Raw genomic sequence first — 19,305 nt, 5'->3', positions numbered from 1 at the left:
GCGAGCGTCAGGAGCGCAGCGCCCCGGACGGCTCGGCGACCTGCTGGACGAAGCTGACGGTCTCCATCTCCAGACCCAGATCCTCCCAGCTTAACCGGCGGCGGGATGAAGGATCGCCATAGCCGGCCGCGGCCATGGTGAAGATGAGGCTCCGGCAGCCCTGGCTCCGGGCAGTCTCCTCAAGGGCGGCGCAGAGCGCCTTGCGCACGCAGCCCGATCCGCTCAGCTCGAACGTGGCGATGACCTCGACGAGGAAGCCGCTTTCATGGCGGAGACTGCCGGTTGGCCGGTAAGCGGCGACGCCGTGGACACGTCCGTCCTCGGCGAGCACCGCCAGCACGCCGCCGCCATGCTCGCACAGGTCGTGCGCGAATGCCTCCCACCGCTCCGGGCTTACGCGCGCCGCTGATCGGATGAGGGGATAGGCCTCGCCGAGCCGATCCACTCCGAGCCGGGATAGGGTGAATTGGGGCATGGATTCCGTGGGACCAGTTGTCGGGAGTTTGAAGCGTAAGGCGAAAACGCTATGTGGCTGTTGAGCCAAATCATTTTTCATGCCGGCCAAGGCCGGTGCCTCGAGGTCGGATTGTCCTACAAACCCGCCGGCGAATTGACCGAGCTTCCCAAGGGGCATCCTTGCGAGGAATGCGTCATCCGCCCGATCACCATCTGCCGGCGGCTCGACCCTCGGACGCTCGCGAATCTGCGCGCTCTCGGCTCCCCGCAGCATCTTCAGGCGGGCCAGCCGATGTTCCACGAAGGCGATCCCGTGAAGCGTGTCTTCATGCTCGCAAGCGGATCGCTGAAAATCTATACATTGCTCGCGGACGGCCGGCGGCAAGTGACCGGGTTCATGTTTCCGGGCGACTTCCTCGGCATTTCCGTCGACGATGAATATGCCTTCACGGCCGAGGCGCTCAGCGACAGTGAGCTGTGGTGGTTCTCACGTCAGGCTTTCGACGCATTCGTCGAGCGCACCCCCGATGTGGAGCGCGAGCTCTACCGTCTTGCCGCGCACGAACTCGCGGCGGCGCAGCAGCAGATGGTGCTGCTCGGACGCAAAACGGCCGCCGAGCGGCTCGCCAGCTTTTTCCTGATGCTGCTGGAGCGCAAGGAGCGGGTCAGCGGGCGGGCCGAGAGACGCTTCGACCTGCCGATGAGCAGGCTCGACATTGCCGACTATCTCGGCCTCACCAAGGAGACCGTCAGCCGGATGCTGGCGCTTCTCCGCGACCGGGGGCTGATCCGGCTGGAGACGCAGGACCGGGTCCAGGTGACCGATCGTCCAGGGCTGGAAGAGATGGCGGCGGGATTCGGCGAGGTCTGAGGCACGCTTTCTCTAGAAGGCCCATTCCGCCTGGAGCCACATTCGGCGGGTATCGGTTCCGAAGCCCGATGCCTGATAGTCGGCGAGCTTGGCCAGAATGCCTATCGGACCGACCCGGAAGCCGATCGATGCGTTCCATTCGGTGCCATATTCGACGTCGCCCGCGGCGCTGTCGAATTGGTGGAAAGCCAGAGTGGCGTTCAGGCCGGAGAGCAGCCTCACGCCTTCGAACCTGCGCCCGATCGAGACATAGGCGTCCTCCAGCCCGGCTGGCGGAGTCGTCAGGAACAGATCGGCCCAGCCGTTGAACTTGTGAAGGGTCGCCATCGGCGTCTGCACCGCGCGGCCGCTGTCGCTGCCGAGCTGCTCCCACCCCGCGGTGACGGTAAACCCTGCCAGATCGGTCGCGCCTTCCACCGTCCAATAATCGGCGGCATATTCGAACGGGTTATTTCCATAGTCCGCTTGACGGGCATAGCTCCCGCGAAGGGTGATCCCCCCATTGGCTTGGAGGGGAACGGTGGTGCTCAGGATTGCGCCGTAGCTCTGGCTGCTGTTCGCGAAGAAGAAGTCCTCCTCATGGTCGAGCAGATAGGCAAACAGCCTGCCCCGGAAGGGGCCGAGACTCGAGGTAAAGCCCGCGAACAGGAAGTTGCCGTCATAAGCAGTGCGAGGACCGGCATCTTGCCCAAAAATGCTCCGCTGGCTGACGGCGTAGGTGAGGTCGACAGCGACGGGCCCCGCGATCGTCTCGACACGCAGCGCGTCGAACGTCTGCTCGTTCTGGCGCCAACCGACCGAACCCACCCAGCGCTGATCGTCGAGGTTGATCCGCTGTCGCCCGAGCGTGATCGTGCTGGCGCCGCTCCTGTACTGCAGCTGCAGCCGGTTGATTTCGGCATTTGTCGCGTCGGCGACTACCGCATAGCCCGGGCGGCGCTGGGCTTCGCTGGGGAGCGGGAAGGGGAAGGCGTTGTAGCTGTCGATCGGCGCGAGCGTCGCTTCCCCTTCCGCGAGCAGCGAGAATGAGCCGAGCCTCACCTCCGCCCCGGCGCGCATCCTTAGGGTGAGCGCGTCGGCGTCGAGGCCGGGTTGATCGACGCTCTCGTAGCGCAGACGTGTATCGAGGATCGGCTTGAGCTGCACCCGATCCGGAGCGCCGGCCTCCTGTGCAGCCGCGGCGGTGCCCGTTGCGCTGGCCAGAATGGCCGCGGCCATCGCGGCTCGAATAAACCTGATCGGCACGTCGGCTGCCCTTTGATCGCGCCAGCATCTCTTGACGCGGCACCGGACTAGCGGCTGGTGACGAGCGGCGGATGATTTGCGTCAATTGGAGCCATCCTGAAGCGACCAGAAGGAGGGAGATGGATCAGACGACCATTATTTGGATCGCGCTGCTGATGGGGCTGGCGGCGGCGCTCTACTCCTCCGTAGGGCACGGCGGAGCCTCGGCCTACCTGGCGATCATGGCTTTGTTCGCGATCGGCCCGGAGACGATGCGGCCGACGGCGCTCACGCTCAATCTCGTCGTGTCGGCGGTGGCGGCTGTCGGCTTCGCCCGGCTCGGACAGACGAACTGGCGGCTCCTCGCGGCCTTCGCGGTGACGGCGGTCCCGGCGGCCTTTGCCGGGGGGCTGGTCCAGCTCCCGCCCGAACTCTACCGGCCGCTGGTCGGCCTTGTCCTGATCGCGGCGGCCATTCGGCTGTTCTGGCAGCCCGAGCGCATGGCGGACCGGCCCGTCAAAGCGCCATCGCTCGCGATCAGCCTCCCCGCCGGGGCCGGCCTGGGGCTGCTCGCAGGCTTGACGGGAACCGGCGGCGGCATCTTCCTCAGCCCGCTCATCATCCTGTTCGGCTGGGAGGAGGCGCGGAAGACCTCGGGCGTGGCGGCGGCGTTCATCTTCCTGAATTCGGCCGCGGGGCTGCTCGGCAATGTCGCCGGCGTGCGGGCGCTGCCTGCCGAGCTGCCGATCCTCGTGGGCGCCGTGGCGGCCGGCGCTTTGATCGGCACCTGGGCGGGGGTCTGGCGTCTGCCGAGGCAGCGTCTGCTGCAGGCGCTCGGCCTCGTCCTGGTCATCGCCGGGCTGAAGCTGTTGCTGCAATGAGGGTTCCTTTGGTGGTCATCCTCGCCGGCGGCGAGGGGCGGCGGATCGGCGGCGGCAAGCCGCTGCGCGAGCTTCGGGGCGAGCGGCTGATCGACCGTGCGGTGCGCACCGCGCGACTTTGGTCCGGCGACCTTCGGCTTGCGCTGCGCGAGCCGGGCCAGGTGCCGGGCCTCGATGTCCCCGTCCTGGTCGACGATCACAACATTGCCGGTCCGCTGGCGGGTCTCGGCTCCGCTCTGCGGGCCGCGCGGGAAGCGAATCGCGACTTCGCGCTGACCATTCCCTGCGATGTCCCGTTCCTGCCGCCTGACCTGGGCCCGCGCCTCCAGGCGGCGATCGGCAACCGGCTTGCCGCCGTCCCGGCGAGCGGAGCCGACCTCCACCCGGCCTGCGCCCTTTGGCGGGCTGAAACGCTGGATTGTCTTCCCGCCTACCTGGCGTCGGGCAGGCGCTCGCTCATTGGTTTCGCCGAAGCAGTCGGCTTCGTTCGGGTGGAATGGAGCGGCGGGCAATTCTTCAACGTCAACAGCGAGAGCGACCTTGCCGAAGCCGAACGTCGGCTCGACTCAGAAATCGAGGACCTCGACGGTCTGCCCGGGACTGGTCCCGGCAATTCCCGGCCTTAGGCGCACCAGAAGGTCGCACTCCGCGAGGGCCTTCTGAGCACTGGAATCCTGATTGGAGAGGATCCGGACCCCATCATCCTCGGAGCGGCCGCGCGCGAAGGTCTCGCGATCGCCGACGGGCGGCACGGCGCCGGCGAGCGGGAGCTTGCGCCAGCGCAGGGCCGAGGCCGGGTCGCGGCCCGTCAGCCCGGCGAGCAAGGGTGCGAGGAACAGCCGTGCCGTCACCATCGCCGAGGTGGGGTTTCCGGGGAGGCCAAGCACGACGCGTCCGCCGGCGCGTCCGAGCCAGACCGGCTTTCCCGGCTTGATCGCCACCTTGGAGAAGACGAGCTCAAGCCCTTGGGGTTCGAACATCGGCTTGGCGAAGTCCTTCTCGCCCACCGACGCGCCGCCGGTCACCACGACGAGATCGGCGTCGCGCAGGGCGAGCGCCGCCGCCTGCTCGAGTTCGCCGAGCCGGTCCGCGAGTCCGGCCCGTCCCATGTAGCTCGCGCCCCATTGCTCGGCGGCGGCGGCGACGCCGAACGAGACGCTCTCCGGGATGGTCCCGCTTTGGTGGCGGGCGGTGCCCGGCTCGGTCAGCTCATCGCCGGTACTGAGCACCATCAGCTTCGGGCGGCGCCAGACGGCCAGCATGTCGAGGTCGGCAGCGGCGGCGGCGACCAGCTGTCTCGGCCCGAGGAAGGTGCCTTCCTGGAGCAGGATGTCGCCCTGCAAAAAATCCGAGCCTGCCTTGCGGATATGCCGGGCCGGTCCCGGCGCCGCCTCGAACAGGGCAAGGTCATCTTCACGTCGCACGACCTCCTGGACGACCACCCGATCGGCGCCGGCGGGAACCGGTGCTCCGGTGAAGATGCGGACGCATTCCCCCTGTTCCAGTAGACCTTCGTAGCCGCCGCCAGCGAACGACTCTCCGGCGATCCGCAGCCGCGCCGGCAGGCGCGCCAGATCGGCGTCCCGGACCGCGTAGCCGTCCATCGCCGACACGTCGGTTCGGGGAGCGGCGACGAGCGCCTTTACGGGCACGGCCAGCACGCGCCGGTGGGCCTCGGCCAGCGAAACCTCCTCCAGTCCGAGCGGGTGGGCGAGCGGCCGGATGCGCTCGATGGCTTCGTCGAATCCGATCACCGAGCCGGGTCGTCCTTCGCCCACGAGCCCGACTTGCCGCCGCTCTTGGCCGTCACCTGGATCGCTTCGATGGTCATCGTCCGATCGATCGCTTTCAGCATGTCGAAGAGCGTGAGGCAGGCGACGGACACCGCCGTCAGCGCTTCCATCTCGACACCGGTAACGCCGAGCGTCCGCACCTCCGCCATCAGCTGGAAACCGGGCAGATCTTCGTCGATCTCGATCGCGACCGCGACCTTGCTCAGCGGCAGAGGATGACAGAGCGGGATCAGCTCCGCCGTGCGCTTGGCTGCCATGATCCCGGCCAGCTCCGCCGTCTGGATGACCGAGCCTTTAGGCGTCGTCCCGGCCTGGACCTGCTCGAGCGTCGCCGGCAGGCACCGCAGTCTGCCTCCTGCGGTCGCGACACGGTGGGTCGGCACCTTTTCGGACACGTCGACCATGGCCGCGCGGCCGTCGTCGCCGACATGGGTAAGCTTGCTCATGCGCAGAGATGCCTCAGGCGTGGGATCTGTCCGGCGAGGGAGCAGGGGCGATAGCGGCTGTCGAGCTCGAGGGCGAGGACCAGGTCCCAGCCGTCGCGGCAGGCGCCGGTGGAGCCGGGCAGGCAGAAGACGAATGTGTCGTCGATCTGTCCCGCGAACGCCCTGGACTGGAGCGTGGAGACGCCCACCGTGCCGAGGCTCGCCTGGTGGAAGACGATCGAAAAGCCGTCCATTTCGCGGCGGAACAGCGGCTTCACGGCTTCGGGGGTCACGTCGCGGGGGGCAAAACCCGTGCCGCCCGTCGAAATGATCAGGTCGACGTTCTCGTCGCCGACCCAGGCAAGCACCTGCGCCTGGATCGCGCCGACCTCGTCCTTGACGATCGTCTTGCCGGCCAGCTCATGGCCGGCGGCAACAAGGCGCTCGACAAGGAGGCCGCCGGACTTGTCCGTCTGTTCGGTGCGCGTGTCCGAGATGGTCAGGACCGCGATCCGCAGCGGATGGAAGGCGAGGCTTTCGTCGATGCCAGCCATCACTCGCTCCAGCGCGCCCGCTCGGCGCGGTCGGAGTCGGTCGGCTCGATCCAGTGCGACCCGTCGACTGCGTCCTCGCGCTTCCAGAACACCGCGTCCGTCTTGAGGCGGTCCATGACGTAATCGGCCGCCTCGAAAGCCGCCCGCCGGTGCGCCGAGGCGGCGGCGACGAACACGATCGCCTCGCCCGGAGCGACCTCGCCGAAGCGGTGGACGACACGCAAAGCGCTGACGTCGAAGCGGTCGCCTGCCGCGCCGGCGACCTCTTCGAGCGACCGCCCGGTGAGACGCGGATGGTGGTCGAGGAACAGGCGCTCGACGGGGCTGCCGCCCCGCGTCGTCGGACGGGCGACCCCGACGAAGCTCACGATCCCGCCTTCGTCGCTCAGCTGACCGAGGAAGGTCGACAGTTCAAGTGCCGGATCGAAGCGGTCGCTCGCTAGACATGTGCTGTGGCGCAAGCTCAGCCTCCCGACAGCGGCGGGAAGAATTCCACGGTCTCGGAATCGGCGACCACATAATTCTCGCCTACGATGAGATCGTTGACGCAGGCCCTCAGCGAAGGCCTGCTCAGATCCTCGGAAGCAGCTGGATGAAGCTGCGCAAGCAGCTGCCGCAGGTCCGCCACCGTGCGCGTCTCCGGCGGCACCTCGACGTGAGTTTCCCGCCCCACCATGTCGCCCAGGCGACCAAAGAACAATATTTTCATAACCTCTTCTCCATTCGCCGCGCCGTACCCCGTCCCATTCCGCGGCCGGTGATTCAAATCAATGCGGACAGTATGCGCAGGGGCCACTCCCGGGGCAGGAGGGTTGCCATGTCGTCCGATCCAGACCGAGACTATCATATGCGCCGTGCCACAACCGAGCTCGATCTTGCCTACCGTGCTCGCGGGCAGGCCGCTGCGGAAGCCCATCTGCGGTTGTCGGCCTTGCACATGGCGCGGTTGCAAGGACATCCACCCTTGAAAGGAGAGCATCGCTTGGCGCATCGCTGAGCGGCGCAGACCCTGCGTCGCAATCATTGCTAATCGCTCGGCTAAGCCGTCAGATGTCAAACTGGAGATAAACCTTGAACCGAGCCGATATCGATCAATCTGCCGCCGCTTCGGCATTCTGGCGGCTCATCGACCATCTCGGCCACCGCAGCGATGCGCAGAATGTGGAGCTGATGGGACTTGCCGGCTTCTGCCGAAACTGCCTGGCCGATTGGCTCCGAGAGGCGACCGAAGCGGGCGAGCGGCCGCTCTCGAAGGATGAGGCGCGCGAGGCGGTCTATGGCATGCCCTACGAGGCCTGGAAGGAACACTTCCAGCAGCCCGCCTCACCCGAGCAACTGACACGGATGAAAGAGAGCGTCGCCCGTAACCCAACCGGTTAGGATATAGCGGTTTTGGCGATCAGACTGGCCATCGGCCGTCGGAGCCCCAGAGGCCGGGACGAAATGCCGAAGCGCGAGCATGGGCGGCCGCGCGTCCCGCCTCAGGGACTGATGCTGCTCACAACTTGCGGATAACGAGCTTGTCCCTCCGGCAGAAGCCGCAAATCCCTTTTCGCCGCTCGAGTCCGCCGGAGCCGGCCAGCTCTCTCGTCTTGTGATTCGCGTGCTGGCGAACCGTCAGACCGAGCTTTTCGGAGATGCAGTCGTCGCAGACCGCTTCCGGAGAAATGCGTGTGACGAAAGCCCGGACATTTTCGAGAACCGACACTTCGCCTCCTGCCACTGGCGGCCACTTGGACCGGGCATGACAAATGGTGGAAGCGGGAGCTTTCCGCAATGTGCGTCCCCGCCATCACCGTCGATCTGCCTGCACTGGTAGTGGCCGGTCAGGCAATTCCCCCATCGCATCCTCAGGATCGGCTCGAATGGCGTGAAGAGCCACCGAGCCGTCGGGCCGCCGTTCCAGATGGAGACTGAAGGCCGCGGCGAGGGTCTCCGCGAAGGCGCGGACATCGCCGGCACGGAACCCTCCAGTGATCCTCAACTCGCCGATGGAAGGGTCGGCGAGAATTAGCCGCGTGCGGCTGTGGCGATTTACCTCGACGACCGCCTGTGTCAGCGGAGCATTGTCGAACTCAAGCATCCTCGGCGCGGGTTCTACGCGGGGCGCAGACGCGCGCGGGGCTCGAGGCAGGGGAGGGGCCCGCACCTCCCCTTGAGGTGGGGTTCCGACGACGATCTGTTCCCCGGGCTGCAGCCGCCGCACTTGCCGACCTGATTCTTCCGGCTCGCCGGGATAAGAAACGTCCACCGATCCCTGGATAAGAGCGACTCTGGTCTGTCCAGGCGCGTAGCTCACTTCGAAAACGGTGCCGAGCGCCAGGACCTCGGCCTCGCCGGCAGCGACCCGGAAGGGTCTGGCTTCATGAGCCACGGTGAAGCGGCCCCGACCCCGCTCGAGGGTAATGCGCCGTTCGCTGCTGGTGAAGGAGGCGATGGCAATCGTCTCTGGCGCCAGCACCATGTGTGAGCCGTCCGACAGCTCGACATTCCGCGCAGTGGCAGCGGTGGCGTATCTGATCGGGGAGTCTCCGCTGGGCACGGGCGAGGGCGCGTAAGCGCTCATCAGGAAGATCAGCGCCACAGCGGCGGCGGCTGCGACCGCGCCGAACGCGTAGCGGAGCGGGACTGCCTTTCTCTGCGGTTCGGGGAGGTGACGGGCTTTGCCGAGTTCCCCCTGCCTCAGGACGCCAGCCTCCTCGAAACCGGCCGTTGCTTCTTCGAAGGCTTCGGCATGAGCAGGGCTCGAGCGGTACCAGCGTTCGAATGCCGAGCGGTGCCGCTCCCGCTCCGGCCCCCGCATCTTGCTCGCCCATTCGGCCGCCTTGTCATCGAGGCGATCGCGCGCGCTTCGGAACGGCCAGACCATCTGCGGTCAGCCCCGGCGCCGGGCGCGGGCGACTTGGGCGATGGCTTTGCTCATATGCTTCTCGACGCCCTTCACGGACAGGCCGGTACGGTCGGCGATTTCAGCGTAGCTCAGGCCGTCGAGACGATGCGCCATGAAGATCTCCCGGGTGATCGGCCGCAGCTTTAGCATAGCGGTTTCCATGCGGCGCAGCATATCTCGCGCTTCAAGATGCTTCTGCTGGCCCGCTCCGGCCAGGGATTGCTCATCGACTGTCACATGCCTGTCCGATTGGTGTCTCGAGGCGGTCCTCGCCACATCCCGCAGGAGGTTCGTAGCCATCCGGCTGAGATACGCCTCCGGCTTGTCGAGCTTCAGCGGGCGGGAAGCTCCGATCCTTGCGATCCGCAGAAAGATCTCGTGAACGAGGTCGTGCGCCTCTTCGCGGCTGGAGGTCCTGCGTGCGATTGAGCGAAGGAGCCGCGGAGACTGGTCGCGGTACAGGGCCTCGAGGCACACCGTTTCCGCGACTGCCGCCTGGCAATCGTCCATTGGGGCTGGGTGAGCGTCGCTAATCGGGAGCGGCTCGTCTCCACCTTGCCAGGCGTCGGCTGGAGCGGCCCGGTGCACGGTCTACCTTTGCCCGCGCAGCAGCAACGGCGAGCAAGGCTTGCCAGCAATATTCCGGACGGTCGCCAAAGCCTGCCTCCTTCGACGAGGCAGCCGGCGGGAAGCCGGGTGTTGAGAACAAGCTTGGACTTGCGCCGCCGCCTTTAACCGCAAGCGGTCTGGACATGCGCGACGGCCACCCGGCAGCAAGCCGGTCCCACAAGCGAGGTTCTCACGCCTCGGCGCCGCTGGACGGCGCATGTTTCAGGATAGAGTCGAAGCCGGAGAGCGCAAGAGGGTCCTTTCGCGCGGAGTGTCAGACATCTGCGGTCAATGAGCCGAGCGCTTGCAGCAGCCGATGCCGTTCGGAGTAGAATTTGTGAAAGTGCGGCCTGGCCACCGCTGCGCGAGATCGAGGAAGATTGAGGAAAAAAAGTTGGGGGGGGAGCCGCTCTCCCCTGCGTCATGGCCCCCGAACGGCGCTCCAACAATGCGCCGAAAAAAGGGGGAAGGATGTTCCACAATCATCTTGGGTCGCTTCTGGCGGCCGGTTCGGTCGCCGCCATCGTCTGCGCTACGCCGGCGGCAGCGCAGGTCGGTGACGAGCAAATCTACGGGCTGCCGGCGCAGGACCTCGCGACTTCTCTGCGGGAGGTCGCGACCCGGTCCGGCCGCAACATCATCGCTCCGAGCGAATTAGTGGCCGGTCGGCGAGCGCCTGCGGTCTCGGGGCCATTCACCGCGGAGGGCGTCGTTCGCCTGCTGCTCACGGGCAGCGGTCTGGAGGTTCGCCGGGTGGGAGAATCTCTGGTTGTTGCGCAGGAGAGCGCAGGATCGGAGGCGCGTCGGCCAGCGGAGCAGGGAGACGCAACGTCTGCCACGGAAGAGACAATCGTTGTCACCGGCACCAACATACGTGGGGCGCAGCCGACCGCCTCGCTGATCACCATCACGCGCGAGGAGATCGATCGTACGGGTGCCACCTCGGTCGAGGGTCTGATGCGGACCGTCCCTCAGAACACGCAGGGCGGCGTCAATGAGGAAAGCTTCGGGCTGCCCCTGCCGGATCAGGATCCGACCGAACACGGCGCCGGGCTCAACCTGCGCGGGCTCGGTCAGCGCGCCACTCTGGTGCTCGTCAATGGCCGCCGGCTGGCGCCGAGCAGCTCCGGGTCTTTCGTCGACGTTTCGCTGATCCCGGTCAGTGCGCTCGAGCGTGTCGAGATACTGCCCGACGGCGCCTCGGCCATTTACGGGTCGGACGCTGTCGGCGGCGTCGTCAACTTCATCCTTCGAGATGATTTCAGGGGGCTGGAGACGTCAATCCAGGCGGGTACCACGACGCGCGGAGGCGGCGAGCAGCTCCTGCTGTCGCAGGCGGCGGGCCACGACTGGACGAGCGGCAACGCGATGCTTGCCTATGAATATCGGCTCGAGAATGAGGTTGAGGCGGGGGAGCGTCCCTTCACGATCGGACTCCGTCCGCGCGCACATCTGCTGCCGCGAGAGCGCAGGCACAGCCTCCTGGGGACGCTGGAGCAGGAACTGCTGCCGAGTCTGAGCCTTGGCCTCACCGGAAGCCTGGCGCGTCGGACCACGGATCGTACCGTCTTTCAGTCGATTTCGCCCCTCCCGATCAGTGCCGAGGCCGAAGCCGAGTCGGCGAGCTTGTCGGCGGAACTCAGCTACGAGCTGCCCGGCGATTGGAGGCTGCGCCTTGACGGCAATTATGCGGTGTCGGATGCCGATCAGCGCCAGACGCAGCCCGGCGGGATCGCGCTCGTTAACTCCCGGCGGGTTCGCAATGCGATCCTCGAGGGCGGCTTCAGGCTCGACGGCTCCGTCGTCGAACTACCAGGAGGCCGCGTGCGGATAGCCTTGGGAGCGCAGGCGCGGCGGGAGGAGTATCGCGACGCGTTCGAGTCAACCTCGATCCCCGAGGTGGTGCGGGAGGCCGACAGAAATGTCCGCTCCGTCTATGGCGAGTTGCTCGTGCCGCTCTTCTCCCAGCTCAACCGGCGGTCGGGGCTCGAGCGGCTGCAGATCTCGGCGGCGGCTCGCTACGATCGATACAGCGGGACCGGATCGACGTTCGACCCGCGCCTAGGGGTGCTCTGGTCGCCGCTGCGCGGGCTCAACCTGCGCGGCTCCTACAGCACGTCTTTTCGCGCTCCGCTGCTGTCCGAGATTTCCGGGTCCTACTCGGTTATCTACGTGCCAGCAGTCTTCTTTTACGCCGACCCGTCGCAGGCTCCTGCCGGCAGCATCGCCGCGGTGGTGCAGGGAAGCGATCCTGACGTGCGGCCCGAGACGTCGCGCAACTGGTCGTTCGGCGCCGACTGGTCGCCCGGCTTCGCGACCGGCCTGACGCTCAGCGCCAATTATTACGACATCCGCTTTTCGGACCGTATCGCGTTGCCGACGGCGCGAGCGAACGTCATCGGCAATCCGGCCTTTGCGCCCATCTTCGATCTCAACCCTGATGTCGCCGCCGTGACGCGGCTTATCGGCGGCGCCCAGACGGTGCTCGACTTCAGTGGGCCTGGTTTCTCCAATGGCGGGTCCACTCCAGCGGATGTCGACGTCGTGCTCGATACCCGCATCAGCAATACGGCTTTCACCAGCACCCGCGGCTTCGACTTCGGACTGCGATACGCCTTCAGCCTTGGCACCAGCGATTTCGTGCTGGACGCGAACGTGAACCATATCATCGAATTCGATGAGCAGCTCACGCCGGCGAGCCCGATCATCAACAGCCTGGACCGGCCGTACAGGCCCCTCGACTGGCGCGCCCGGGCGGGTCTCGGGTGGAGCCGCGGCGGTTGGACCGGGAGCCTCTTCCTGAACCATGCCGACGACTACCAGGATGATCGCAGCGCGACGCTGCGGGAGGTCGGGGCGCACACGACCTTTGACGCGAGCCTCGCCTACACCTTCGGGGACCAGGCGTCCTGGCTGCGTGGAACGCGCATCTCGCTCTACGTCGAGAATCTTTTTGAAAACGATCCTCCGCGATTGCTTCCGGAGCAGGGGTCCACGACGGGCGCAGGGTACGATCCAGTGAATGCATCCGGCCGCGGCCGCTTTGTCGCGCTCCAGGTCCGGAGGACCTGGTAATGCGCACGCGGAGATCCATTCTTATCACGAGCGGGCGGCTGCGACTTCTTCAGAGGGTCGCGATGCTGACCATCCTGCTGGCACCTGTTGCCTCGGGCGAGGCGGCGCAAGCCGGCGGGCCGACGCTCCGCGAGCTGGTGGAGGTAGCCGACATCGAAGCGCTCGCGCCCTCGCCGGTGGGGCGAATGGTCGCCTTTCGGGTGCAGCGCCCGTCGGTGCTTGGGAACAGCTATGCAATCGATTGGTATGTCGCGGATCTTGCGACGGGTCGCAGCTCGCGCGTCGGCGACGGCGGCGCGCCCATCTACAATGACGGCGTGATCGAGAGCGAAGCGCCCGTCTGGTCTCCGGACGGCCGCTCCTTTTTTCACCGCGCGCTGGTCGACGGCGTCATCGGCATCTGGCGCACCGCCGTGGACGGCTCCGGTAGCCGGCTTGTCATGGCAGGCGATGCGGACGTCGAGAGTCTCGCGGCGGCTCCGGACGGGAGCTCGCTCATTTACGTGACGGGGCCGACGCGGGACGAGATACTGCGCGCGGAGCGGCGCGAATATGATGAGGGTATCCTTATCGATGAAAGCGTCGACATGTCGCAGAATATCTACCGCGGCGCGTGGGTGCACGGGCGCCTGGGGAGCCAGCGGCTCATTGGCCGCTGGTATTCGCGCGACGGTCTTCTCTGGCGCGCGCCGCGAACGCGACACCGGCTGGAAATGCGCACTCTGGCAACCACGTCGGAACCCGAGCCCGCTCCGGGGGTGGAGCCGCTGACGATCGGGTCCGCGCCGGCGGCGCTCACCGCGACCTCCGCCTCCGGCGACGTTGCCACTGCGACAGGCGAGACAGCCGCGCGGAGCCTGTCGGTGCGCCGCAGCAACGGCCAATCCATTGCCTGCCCAGCTGAGTCCTGCCGGAACGCCCGCATCGTGGCGCTCACCTGGCGCCCCGGGCAGGACTCGGTGTTGTTCACGACTGCCGATCTCCACTTCCGACAAAAGCTGCACGTCTGGAGCCTTGGCACCGGTCTCGTGCGGCAGCTTGCCGCGGGCGAGGGGCTTCTCAGCGGCGGGCGCCAGCCGCAGACACCCTGCGCGGCGACGGCCGAGAATCTCGTCTGCGTCGCCGCCGGCGCGGCCTCGCCCCCCCAGGTCGTACGCATCGACCTCGATACCCGCGAGCGAACCGTGTTGCTCGATCCTAATGCTGGCCTTCGCGCTCGCGGGACGCCGCGGGTGGAGTATCTGTCGTGGCGGCTCGCCGACGGCCGATCGACCACGGGGACGATCTTCTTCCCATCCCGTCCGTCTGAAACACGGGCGCCGGTCTTCCTCACTTATTATTACTGCCCCGGCTATTTGCGCGGCGGCGTCGGAGATGAGTTCCCGTTGCTTCCCCTCGTTGATGCTGGGTTCGTCGTCGGCTGCCTCAACATGGTTCCCTTTGAGCGATCGGCCGACGGTGTCGACCTGTACCGGTCGGCGCAGGCAAGCGTCGAGAGTCTGCTGGACATGCTCGAGCGGCGAGGGGCGATCGACCGGGCTCGCGTGGGAATGGGAGGCTTCAGCGCGGGCAGCGAAGCGGCGATGTGGATCGCCATGAACACAGATCTTCTTGCAGCAGCGTCGATCTCGTCCCCGCCCTACGAGCCTTCGGCTTATTGGATGGGTGCGATGCGGGGGCGGGACAATCCGCGGGTGATGCGCGAATTCATGCGAGCCGGGCCGCCGGACGAAGATGAAGAGCGTTGGCGCGTCTTTGCGCCCGCTCTCAACGTAGCGCGGATATCGACGCCGCTGCTGATGCAGTTCCCCGCACAGGAGGTGCGGCACGCGGCCGAGTTACACGCGCGCCTCAGCAACACGGCGACGCCGGTCGAAATGTACGGCTTTCCCGAAGAGGCACACGTCAAGATACAGCCGCGGCACCGCTATGCCGTATATCGCAGGAATGCCGACTGGTTCCGCTACTGGCTGCAAAACTATGTCGATCCTGACCCGGCGCGCGCGGAGCAGTACCGGAGATGGGAAGGGTTGCGGCTGCGGCAGCAAAGATCAGCGGCCGAATGACCGGAGCCATTGCTCGGCAGCGGCAATCTCGAGGATCCGGACGTAGCCGAAATCGCGCGGTTCCCCGTCGCGCCGCAAATACGCCCTAACCGCCGGCCCATCGATGATGCCGCGTTCCGCTAGTTCGCCTTCTGCAATGAACCGCTCGAGGCGCGGCCGCTCGGCCATATAGCCTTTCACGAACATGCTCTCGAGCGTTCCTTTGCCGCGACGGTCGAGGATTGCATCGGGCACCATGCCCCTGAACGCCTCGCGCGCCACCGCCCGGTCCCTTCCTCCGGACACCCACAGCCAGGACGGTATTCGCAGGCACAGCTCGAGCAGCGGCTGCGCCAACAGCGGGTGGAGGGAAGCAGGTGTCAGCGGAGCCGGATCGGTCAGAAAGTGGTGGATGCCGGCAACCATCCGGATCTGGTCCGCTTTTCCCGGCGCGAGCCAAGGGTGAGGCGCAAGCCAGGGGTGCGGCTCCGGCCTTGTCGCCGCCGCGTTGGCGACAAGGAACATCGTGTCTCGCGGCCATCTGGATGGTGCGCCGCGTCTCACTCGCCGAAGGGCGCTCCGGGCCGCGGTCCAGAAGGTGGAGCCGTGCACCTGTGCGACGTCCCGTAGTGTTCGAAGGGCGGTCGCGCTGCCTGCGCCCCGGAACGCATCGATGGCGGGCGCGGCAGTGTTGAGTGAGCAGAAGATGTTGTCGCCGCCGGCGCCGTCCAGAACCGTCCCGGTGCCGAGGTGCGCGAGTTGGAGCGCGAGGGCACGATGCATCGGCTGCAGCAGCGGGTTGGGCGGCGGGCGCAGGGGATTGGCTCGCCCGATGTCGAGGTTCAAGCGGGTGGTCTCCTCTATCAGCTCGAACAACTCCACCTGGCACCGGTTCGCCATCTCGCGCGCGAAGAGGCGTTCGTCGCCGCCGGGACCTAGCGTTGCGAAAGTAACGGCGCGGAAGCTTGTGCCGGCATGGCGAAGCGCGGCGGCGATGATTGAAGAATCGAGACCGCCTGAAAGCTGGACCGCTACCTCTCCGGCGGCTGCGGCCAGCGCAGGAACTGTTCGCAAGATCTCGTCGCGCAGGCTGGCGGCAGCCTCGTCGAAGCCGGTGATCGCGATGCCGGGCTCCGCGAAGGCAAAGGGCGACCATGCCTCGACCAGTCGGCAGTGCGGCGGGTCCACGCGCCGGCAGGTGCCCGGCGGGAGTTCCCGCACCCCTTCGGCGCCCGTCCGCGTTGCCCGCAGGAATGGGAAGGTCAGCCAGTGGCAGATGAACTCCAGATCGGGCCGAAACGCCTCTGGGCATGCCGCCTCGAGCAGACCGGCATCCGACCCATAGACCTCAAGTTCCCCGAGGGAGCCATAATAGACCGGCAGCGCTCCCGAGGGATCGCGAAGCACCGCATGGCTGCGCCCGTCACACGTGAAGAGCACGTACGCGCCCCAGCGGTCTTCGATGATCCGTTTCGAAACCTCTGCGCTAGAAAGAGTCCAGAGCCTCGCGCCGGTGGGCCGGTCGAACAGCAGGCCAACAAGAAGCGCACTCCCATCGGTAGCGGGAACGATGGGCGTGTCCGGCGCCGTCCAGACCATAAGGGTACTTTTTTCCAAAGCCTTCACCAGGGCGGGCTCCGCTCGCCTGCCGATCGTCTGCTTCAGCGCCTCCAGCGCCCCGGGCGGACCGGCCGCCGCAAGAAAGCGCAGCCTCATGAGATTACGAGCACTGGCGCAAAGGGCGACACGGTGTCGGGCGCGTCGTTGAGGATTGCGGACTCCGTTTGAACCCAGCAGTGGGCCGCGAACGGATCGAGCTTCACTCCGAACACGATGTCCGGGCATGCTCCACGCCGGGCGAGCCAGGTCCCAAGCGCGATCGAGTCTTGGAGGCAAGAGCGGGCGATCGGAACCAGCGCGCGCGCCACTTGAAAACGGGAGGCGAGTGCGAGCGTCTCTGCGGAACTCACCGGCGCCACGACTTTCGACCTGTGCCTTTTGAGCCGCGCCAGCGCCGACCCTAGCGCGCCTGATACCAGGGCTCGCCGCGCGTGCCAGAGCAGCACCCAGATCTCGGACACGTCGAGGAATGGGAGTCGGCTGGCCGCTTCAGGCGATATTTCTTTGTCCGGGACCCGAACCTGCACCGGAGGCATGGGCGTCCACTCGTCAGCCAGCGTGAACAGCTTTGTCGCGAGAAGGCGTCTCGTGTCCTCATTGGTGCAAGAATCTGCGCTTGGGGGCTGCCGCGCCCGATCGAATGCGGCCTCCGCCACCGGATCCAAACCCAGATAGCGGTCGCGGCTTACGTCGAGGAACACCGGCCGACCGGCGATCAGGCCGTAGCTTACGTTGGGATGAAGTCGCAGATGTGCCATGGCTTGGCTGCGCGCGGGGGTTGCCCCCCGCGCGCCAGCACTCATTCGTCGCTGATCCCGAGGGCGAAATAGCCGATGCCCTCGGAACGGTCGCCGGTCGGCACACCGAGGGTCTCGATGCTGGCGGTGCCGAGCTCGACGAGGCCGGTATTGTCCTGTTCGCGTTCCATGACTTTCTCCTTCTGCTGCACCAGTTGCAGCCGCAAAAAGCTAGGATCACGAAGGCAGGGCACGAAGCTTATACGGTAACTATAAGCCGATTGTTTGGGGAGAGCCGTGGGCATTCGGCGCGGCCGGGAGTCCGGCCGCGCCGGTGCTGGGCTCAGTCGTTGCTGATGCCGGACTTGTGCCAGAAGCCGATCGGCTCGAGCATGTCGCCAATCGGGCCCTGCGTGTCGGTGGAGACCGAGCCGAGGTCGATCAGATCGGCCGGCGCCGTCTTGGTGTCGCGTTCCATCTTCTTGCTCCTCAATCCCGCGGGATTTCGCGGTCCCGTGAGGCTAGGAGCGGCCATCGCATATATGAAATCTATAAGGCTGGTGTTCGCCGATTGTTTGGGATCAGCGTCGCCGATGCAGCGTGCGGAAGGCGATCAGGATATCGGGCGCGTGGCGCTGGCGACGCCGGTGGTATACGACGATACATCGTCGAAGTTCGCGATCGTCTCCTTGCTCCCACGCATTCCGTTGGATGCGGTGCTCTTCTGCGGCGTCTTCGAAGATCCGCGTTTCCGCGACTCGGAGCGGCGCGAGCCGGTCGTTGAGGTTTTCCACGGCTGCCTCAAGCTCGAGGCTGCCCGTCCTCCGCGCGATCGCGCGGAACAGATCCGCGGCGCTGATCAGAGTGTCCTCGCCGCCGATTTCCGCCGCCCGCAGCGCGGAGACCGGACTGCGGAAGGCCGAGGAGCGCAGCGCAAGCTCAAGGAGCGAGCGGTTCCAGCCATACAGGTCGCGGAGATCGGCTTCCGTCGGAGCGGGAACCCGGAAACCGTCGTTGCGCGGTGCCTCGACGATACGCTCGCCGACCAGCCGGTGAAGGGCATCCCGCACGGGCGTGATGCTAGCATTGAGCTCCGGCCCCAGCATCGCGGGTTCGAGATGATCTCCCGGCGCAAATCGGCCGCTCGTCAGCTGCTCCTTGAGAGCGAGATAGACGCGGTCGAAGGTGGGGCCCGGGCTCACAGCCGCCTCCGTCCGCGCCCTTGGCCTCGAGTCACGCCGCCAGCGAGCGCCGCTCCTGTGCGGCATGCTCGTCCACGGCCTCCTTCTGATCCGGGCGCAGGGCGTCGGCGGCCGCAAGCCGCGTCGGCAAGCCCTCCTGGAGCAGGACTGATGGGCAGCATCCCTCGAAATTGCCGAGGTTCGGCCGGTGCTGCCGGTACCCGATCAGCGCTGCCAGCTCCGGCGTAAAGGTGCGGGCGATCTCCGGCGGGTAGGCGAGGAACTGGTTCTCGTAGGTCTTGAGCCAGCCCAGGCTATATCCGGCGATCATCCCTCGGCGCACATCATGGCTGCGATTGGCTCCGGCCGCGTGGAGCGTCGAGCCGAGCATCAGGAGGGCGGAACCGGGACCATATTCGGGCACCTGCTCCGATGCCTCTGGAACGGGATCAAGAGCGCGATGGCCGTGGCTCTCCGGCCAGACGCGGGTGGCGCCGTTCTCCGCTCTATAGCTGGTGAACGGCCACATCACGTTGACTAGATATTCGACCTCGCCGACCTCGCCACGCCACATGTCCTGGTCCCGGTGCGGCATCTGGGCGAGCGCTCCCGGATGGACGGCGATCGCCTGGGTGAGGTTGAGCTGGAACGTGTCGCACCAGGGCGAGAGCACGCGCTCGACCACGCCGAGCACGAGCTCGTGCTGGACCAGTGCGGCGGCGCGCGGGGAGCGCGCGAGCAGGCGGCCGAACCGCTTCGTCCGCTCACCATAGAAGCGTCCCTCGCAGAAGGGTGTCGCCTCGAAATCTTCGGCAAGGTCGGCGTCAAGCGCCGCAACTTCCGCCACGGGGACGAGGTCAGGGATGACGCAATAGCCATCGACGAGCAGCCGCTCGCTCCAGCGATCGATCAGGGATCCGAGATTGTTGTTGTGCGACATGTTC

Annotated in this window: 21 protein-coding genes; 6 read left to right on the top strand and 15 right to left on the bottom strand. The window is 66.6% G+C overall.

Annotated features, from left to right (window positions below):
- Positions 1-7: 7 nt before the first annotated feature.
- A complete protein-coding gene (locus tag RQX22_RS13100; RefSeq protein ID WP_315726989.1) occupies positions 8-475 on the bottom strand; it encodes a GNAT family N-acetyltransferase in 468 nt (155 codons plus the stop codon).
- Positions 476-586: 111 nt separating this feature from the next.
- Here RQX22_RS13100 and RQX22_RS13095 point away from each other — a divergent pair, with 111 nt between their 5' ends.
- Positions 587-1,327, top strand: coding sequence for a Crp/Fnr family transcriptional regulator (locus tag RQX22_RS13095; RefSeq protein ID WP_315726988.1), 741 nt, complete (start codon positions 587-589; stop codon positions 1,325-1,327).
- 12 nt (positions 1,328-1,339) lie between these two features.
- On the opposite strand, the gene RQX22_RS13090 is transcribed toward RQX22_RS13095, so the two are convergent.
- Positions 1,340-2,545 carry an alginate export family protein gene (locus RQX22_RS13090; protein WP_315726987.1) on the bottom strand — a complete coding sequence of 402 codons (1,206 nt, stop codon included), beginning with the start codon at positions 2,543-2,545 and terminating at the stop codon, positions 1,340-1,342.
- A gap of 146 nt (positions 2,546-2,691) precedes the next feature.
- On the opposite strand from RQX22_RS13090, the gene RQX22_RS13085 reads away from it, so the two are divergent.
- Both RQX22_RS13085 and mobA read left to right on the top strand, forming a co-directional pair.
- On the top strand, positions 2,692-3,432 hold the full coding sequence (locus RQX22_RS13085) for a sulfite exporter TauE/SafE family protein (RefSeq protein WP_315726986.1): 741 nt from the start codon (positions 2,692-2,694) through the stop codon (positions 3,430-3,432).
- Positions 3,429-4,058 (top strand): molybdenum cofactor guanylyltransferase, encoded by a 630-nt coding sequence (gene mobA / locus RQX22_RS13080; RefSeq protein WP_315726985.1) that lies wholly within the window; start codon positions 3,429-3,431, stop codon positions 4,056-4,058. The genes RQX22_RS13085 and mobA overlap by 4 nt, the downstream gene beginning before the upstream one ends.
- Here the strand turns inward: mobA and RQX22_RS13075 are convergent.
- From RQX22_RS13075 to RQX22_RS13055, 5 genes are read right to left on the bottom strand one after another with little or no spacing between them, the layout of a single operon-like run.
- The gene (locus tag RQX22_RS13075; RefSeq protein WP_315726984.1) at positions 3,999-5,186 is read right to left on the bottom strand and encodes a molybdopterin molybdotransferase MoeA; all 1,188 of its coding nucleotides are present in this window, start codon (positions 5,184-5,186) and stop codon (positions 3,999-4,001) included. The two genes, mobA and RQX22_RS13075, sit on opposite strands and share 60 nt — an antisense overlap.
- Complete coding sequence (moaC, locus tag RQX22_RS13070) at positions 5,183-5,671, bottom strand: cyclic pyranopterin monophosphate synthase MoaC (protein WP_315726983.1); 489 nt, start codon at positions 5,669-5,671, stop codon at positions 5,183-5,185. The genes RQX22_RS13075 and moaC overlap by 4 nt, the downstream gene beginning before the upstream one ends.
- Complete coding sequence (gene moaB, locus RQX22_RS13065) at positions 5,668-6,204, bottom strand: molybdenum cofactor biosynthesis protein B (protein ID WP_315726982.1); 537 nt, start codon at positions 6,202-6,204, stop codon at positions 5,668-5,670. Before moaB ends, moaC begins: the two co-directional genes overlap by 4 nt.
- Positions 6,204-6,665, bottom strand: a complete 462-nt coding sequence (locus tag RQX22_RS13060; RefSeq protein ID WP_315726981.1) for a molybdenum cofactor biosynthesis protein MoaE — start codon at positions 6,663-6,665, stop codon at positions 6,204-6,206. The genes moaB and RQX22_RS13060 overlap by 1 nt, the downstream gene beginning before the upstream one ends.
- 2 nt (positions 6,666-6,667) lie before the next feature.
- Entirely contained in the window at positions 6,668-6,913 is a 246-nt protein-coding gene (locus tag RQX22_RS13055; RefSeq protein WP_315726980.1) for a MoaD/ThiS family protein, read from the bottom strand.
- 362 nt (positions 6,914-7,275) lie between these two features.
- Between RQX22_RS13055 and RQX22_RS13050 the strand changes: the two genes are divergently transcribed.
- On the top strand, positions 7,276-7,584 hold the full coding sequence (locus tag RQX22_RS13050; protein WP_315726979.1) for a DUF1244 domain-containing protein: 309 nt from the start codon (positions 7,276-7,278) through the stop codon (positions 7,582-7,584).
- Positions 7,585-7,996: 412 nt separating this feature from the next.
- Here the strand turns inward: RQX22_RS13050 and RQX22_RS13045 are convergent, their stop codons facing one another.
- On the bottom strand, positions 7,997-9,073 hold the full coding sequence (locus RQX22_RS13045; protein ID WP_315726978.1) for a FecR family protein: 1,077 nt from the start codon (positions 9,071-9,073) through the stop codon (positions 7,997-7,999).
- Between the two features lie 6 nt (positions 9,074-9,079).
- On the bottom strand, positions 9,080-9,604 hold the full coding sequence (locus RQX22_RS13040; RefSeq protein WP_315726977.1) for an RNA polymerase sigma factor: 525 nt from the start codon (positions 9,602-9,604) through the stop codon (positions 9,080-9,082).
- A 570-nt stretch (positions 9,605-10,174) separates the two neighbouring features.
- Between RQX22_RS13040 and RQX22_RS13035 the strand changes: the two genes are divergently transcribed.
- Positions 10,175-12,778, top strand: a complete 2,604-nt coding sequence (locus RQX22_RS13035; RefSeq protein ID WP_315726976.1) for a TonB-dependent receptor — start codon at positions 10,175-10,177, stop codon at positions 12,776-12,778.
- Positions 12,779-12,840: 62 nt separating this feature from the next.
- Positions 12,841-14,844, top strand: coding sequence for an Atxe2 family lasso peptide isopeptidase (locus RQX22_RS13030; RefSeq protein ID WP_315726975.1), 2,004 nt, complete (start codon positions 12,841-12,843; stop codon positions 14,842-14,844).
- Here the strand turns inward: RQX22_RS13030 and RQX22_RS13025 are convergent.
- From RQX22_RS13025 to RQX22_RS13000, 6 genes are all read right to left on the bottom strand, one after another.
- Positions 14,830-16,539, bottom strand: coding sequence for an asparagine synthetase B family protein (locus tag RQX22_RS13025; RefSeq protein ID WP_315726974.1), 1,710 nt, complete (start codon positions 16,537-16,539; stop codon positions 14,830-14,832). The genes RQX22_RS13030 and RQX22_RS13025 overlap by 15 nt on opposite strands.
- Positions 16,536-17,201 (bottom strand): lasso peptide biosynthesis B2 protein, encoded by a 666-nt coding sequence (locus tag RQX22_RS13020; protein ID WP_315726973.1) that lies wholly within the window; start codon positions 17,199-17,201, stop codon positions 16,536-16,538. The genes RQX22_RS13025 and RQX22_RS13020 overlap by 4 nt, the downstream gene beginning before the upstream one ends.
- Before the next feature lie 41 nt (positions 17,202-17,242).
- Entirely contained in the window at positions 17,243-17,371 is a 129-nt protein-coding gene (locus tag RQX22_RS13015) for a hypothetical protein (protein WP_315726972.1), read from the bottom strand.
- Positions 17,372-17,523: 152 nt separating this feature from the next.
- Positions 17,524-17,658: a benenodin family lasso peptide gene (locus RQX22_RS13010; RefSeq protein WP_315726971.1), complete on the bottom strand. Its 135-nt coding sequence runs from the start codon at positions 17,656-17,658 to the stop codon at positions 17,524-17,526.
- Positions 17,659-17,761: 103 nt separating this feature from the next.
- Positions 17,762-18,382, bottom strand: coding sequence for a GntR family transcriptional regulator (locus RQX22_RS13005; RefSeq protein ID WP_315726970.1), 621 nt, complete (start codon positions 18,380-18,382; stop codon positions 17,762-17,764).
- A gap of 31 nt (positions 18,383-18,413) precedes the next feature.
- Entirely contained in the window at positions 18,414-19,301 is an 888-nt protein-coding gene (locus tag RQX22_RS13000; protein ID WP_315726969.1) for a phytanoyl-CoA dioxygenase family protein, read from the bottom strand.
- Positions 19,302-19,305: the final 4 nt, after the last annotated feature.

It is taken from the genome of Sphingosinicella rhizophila, assembly GCF_032378825.1.
Lineage (GTDB): Bacteria > Pseudomonadota > Alphaproteobacteria > Sphingomonadales > Sphingomonadaceae > Allosphingosinicella > Allosphingosinicella rhizophila.
Note: the sequence above shows the minus strand (reverse complement) of the source record. Positions and strands in the feature narration are given on the sequence as shown.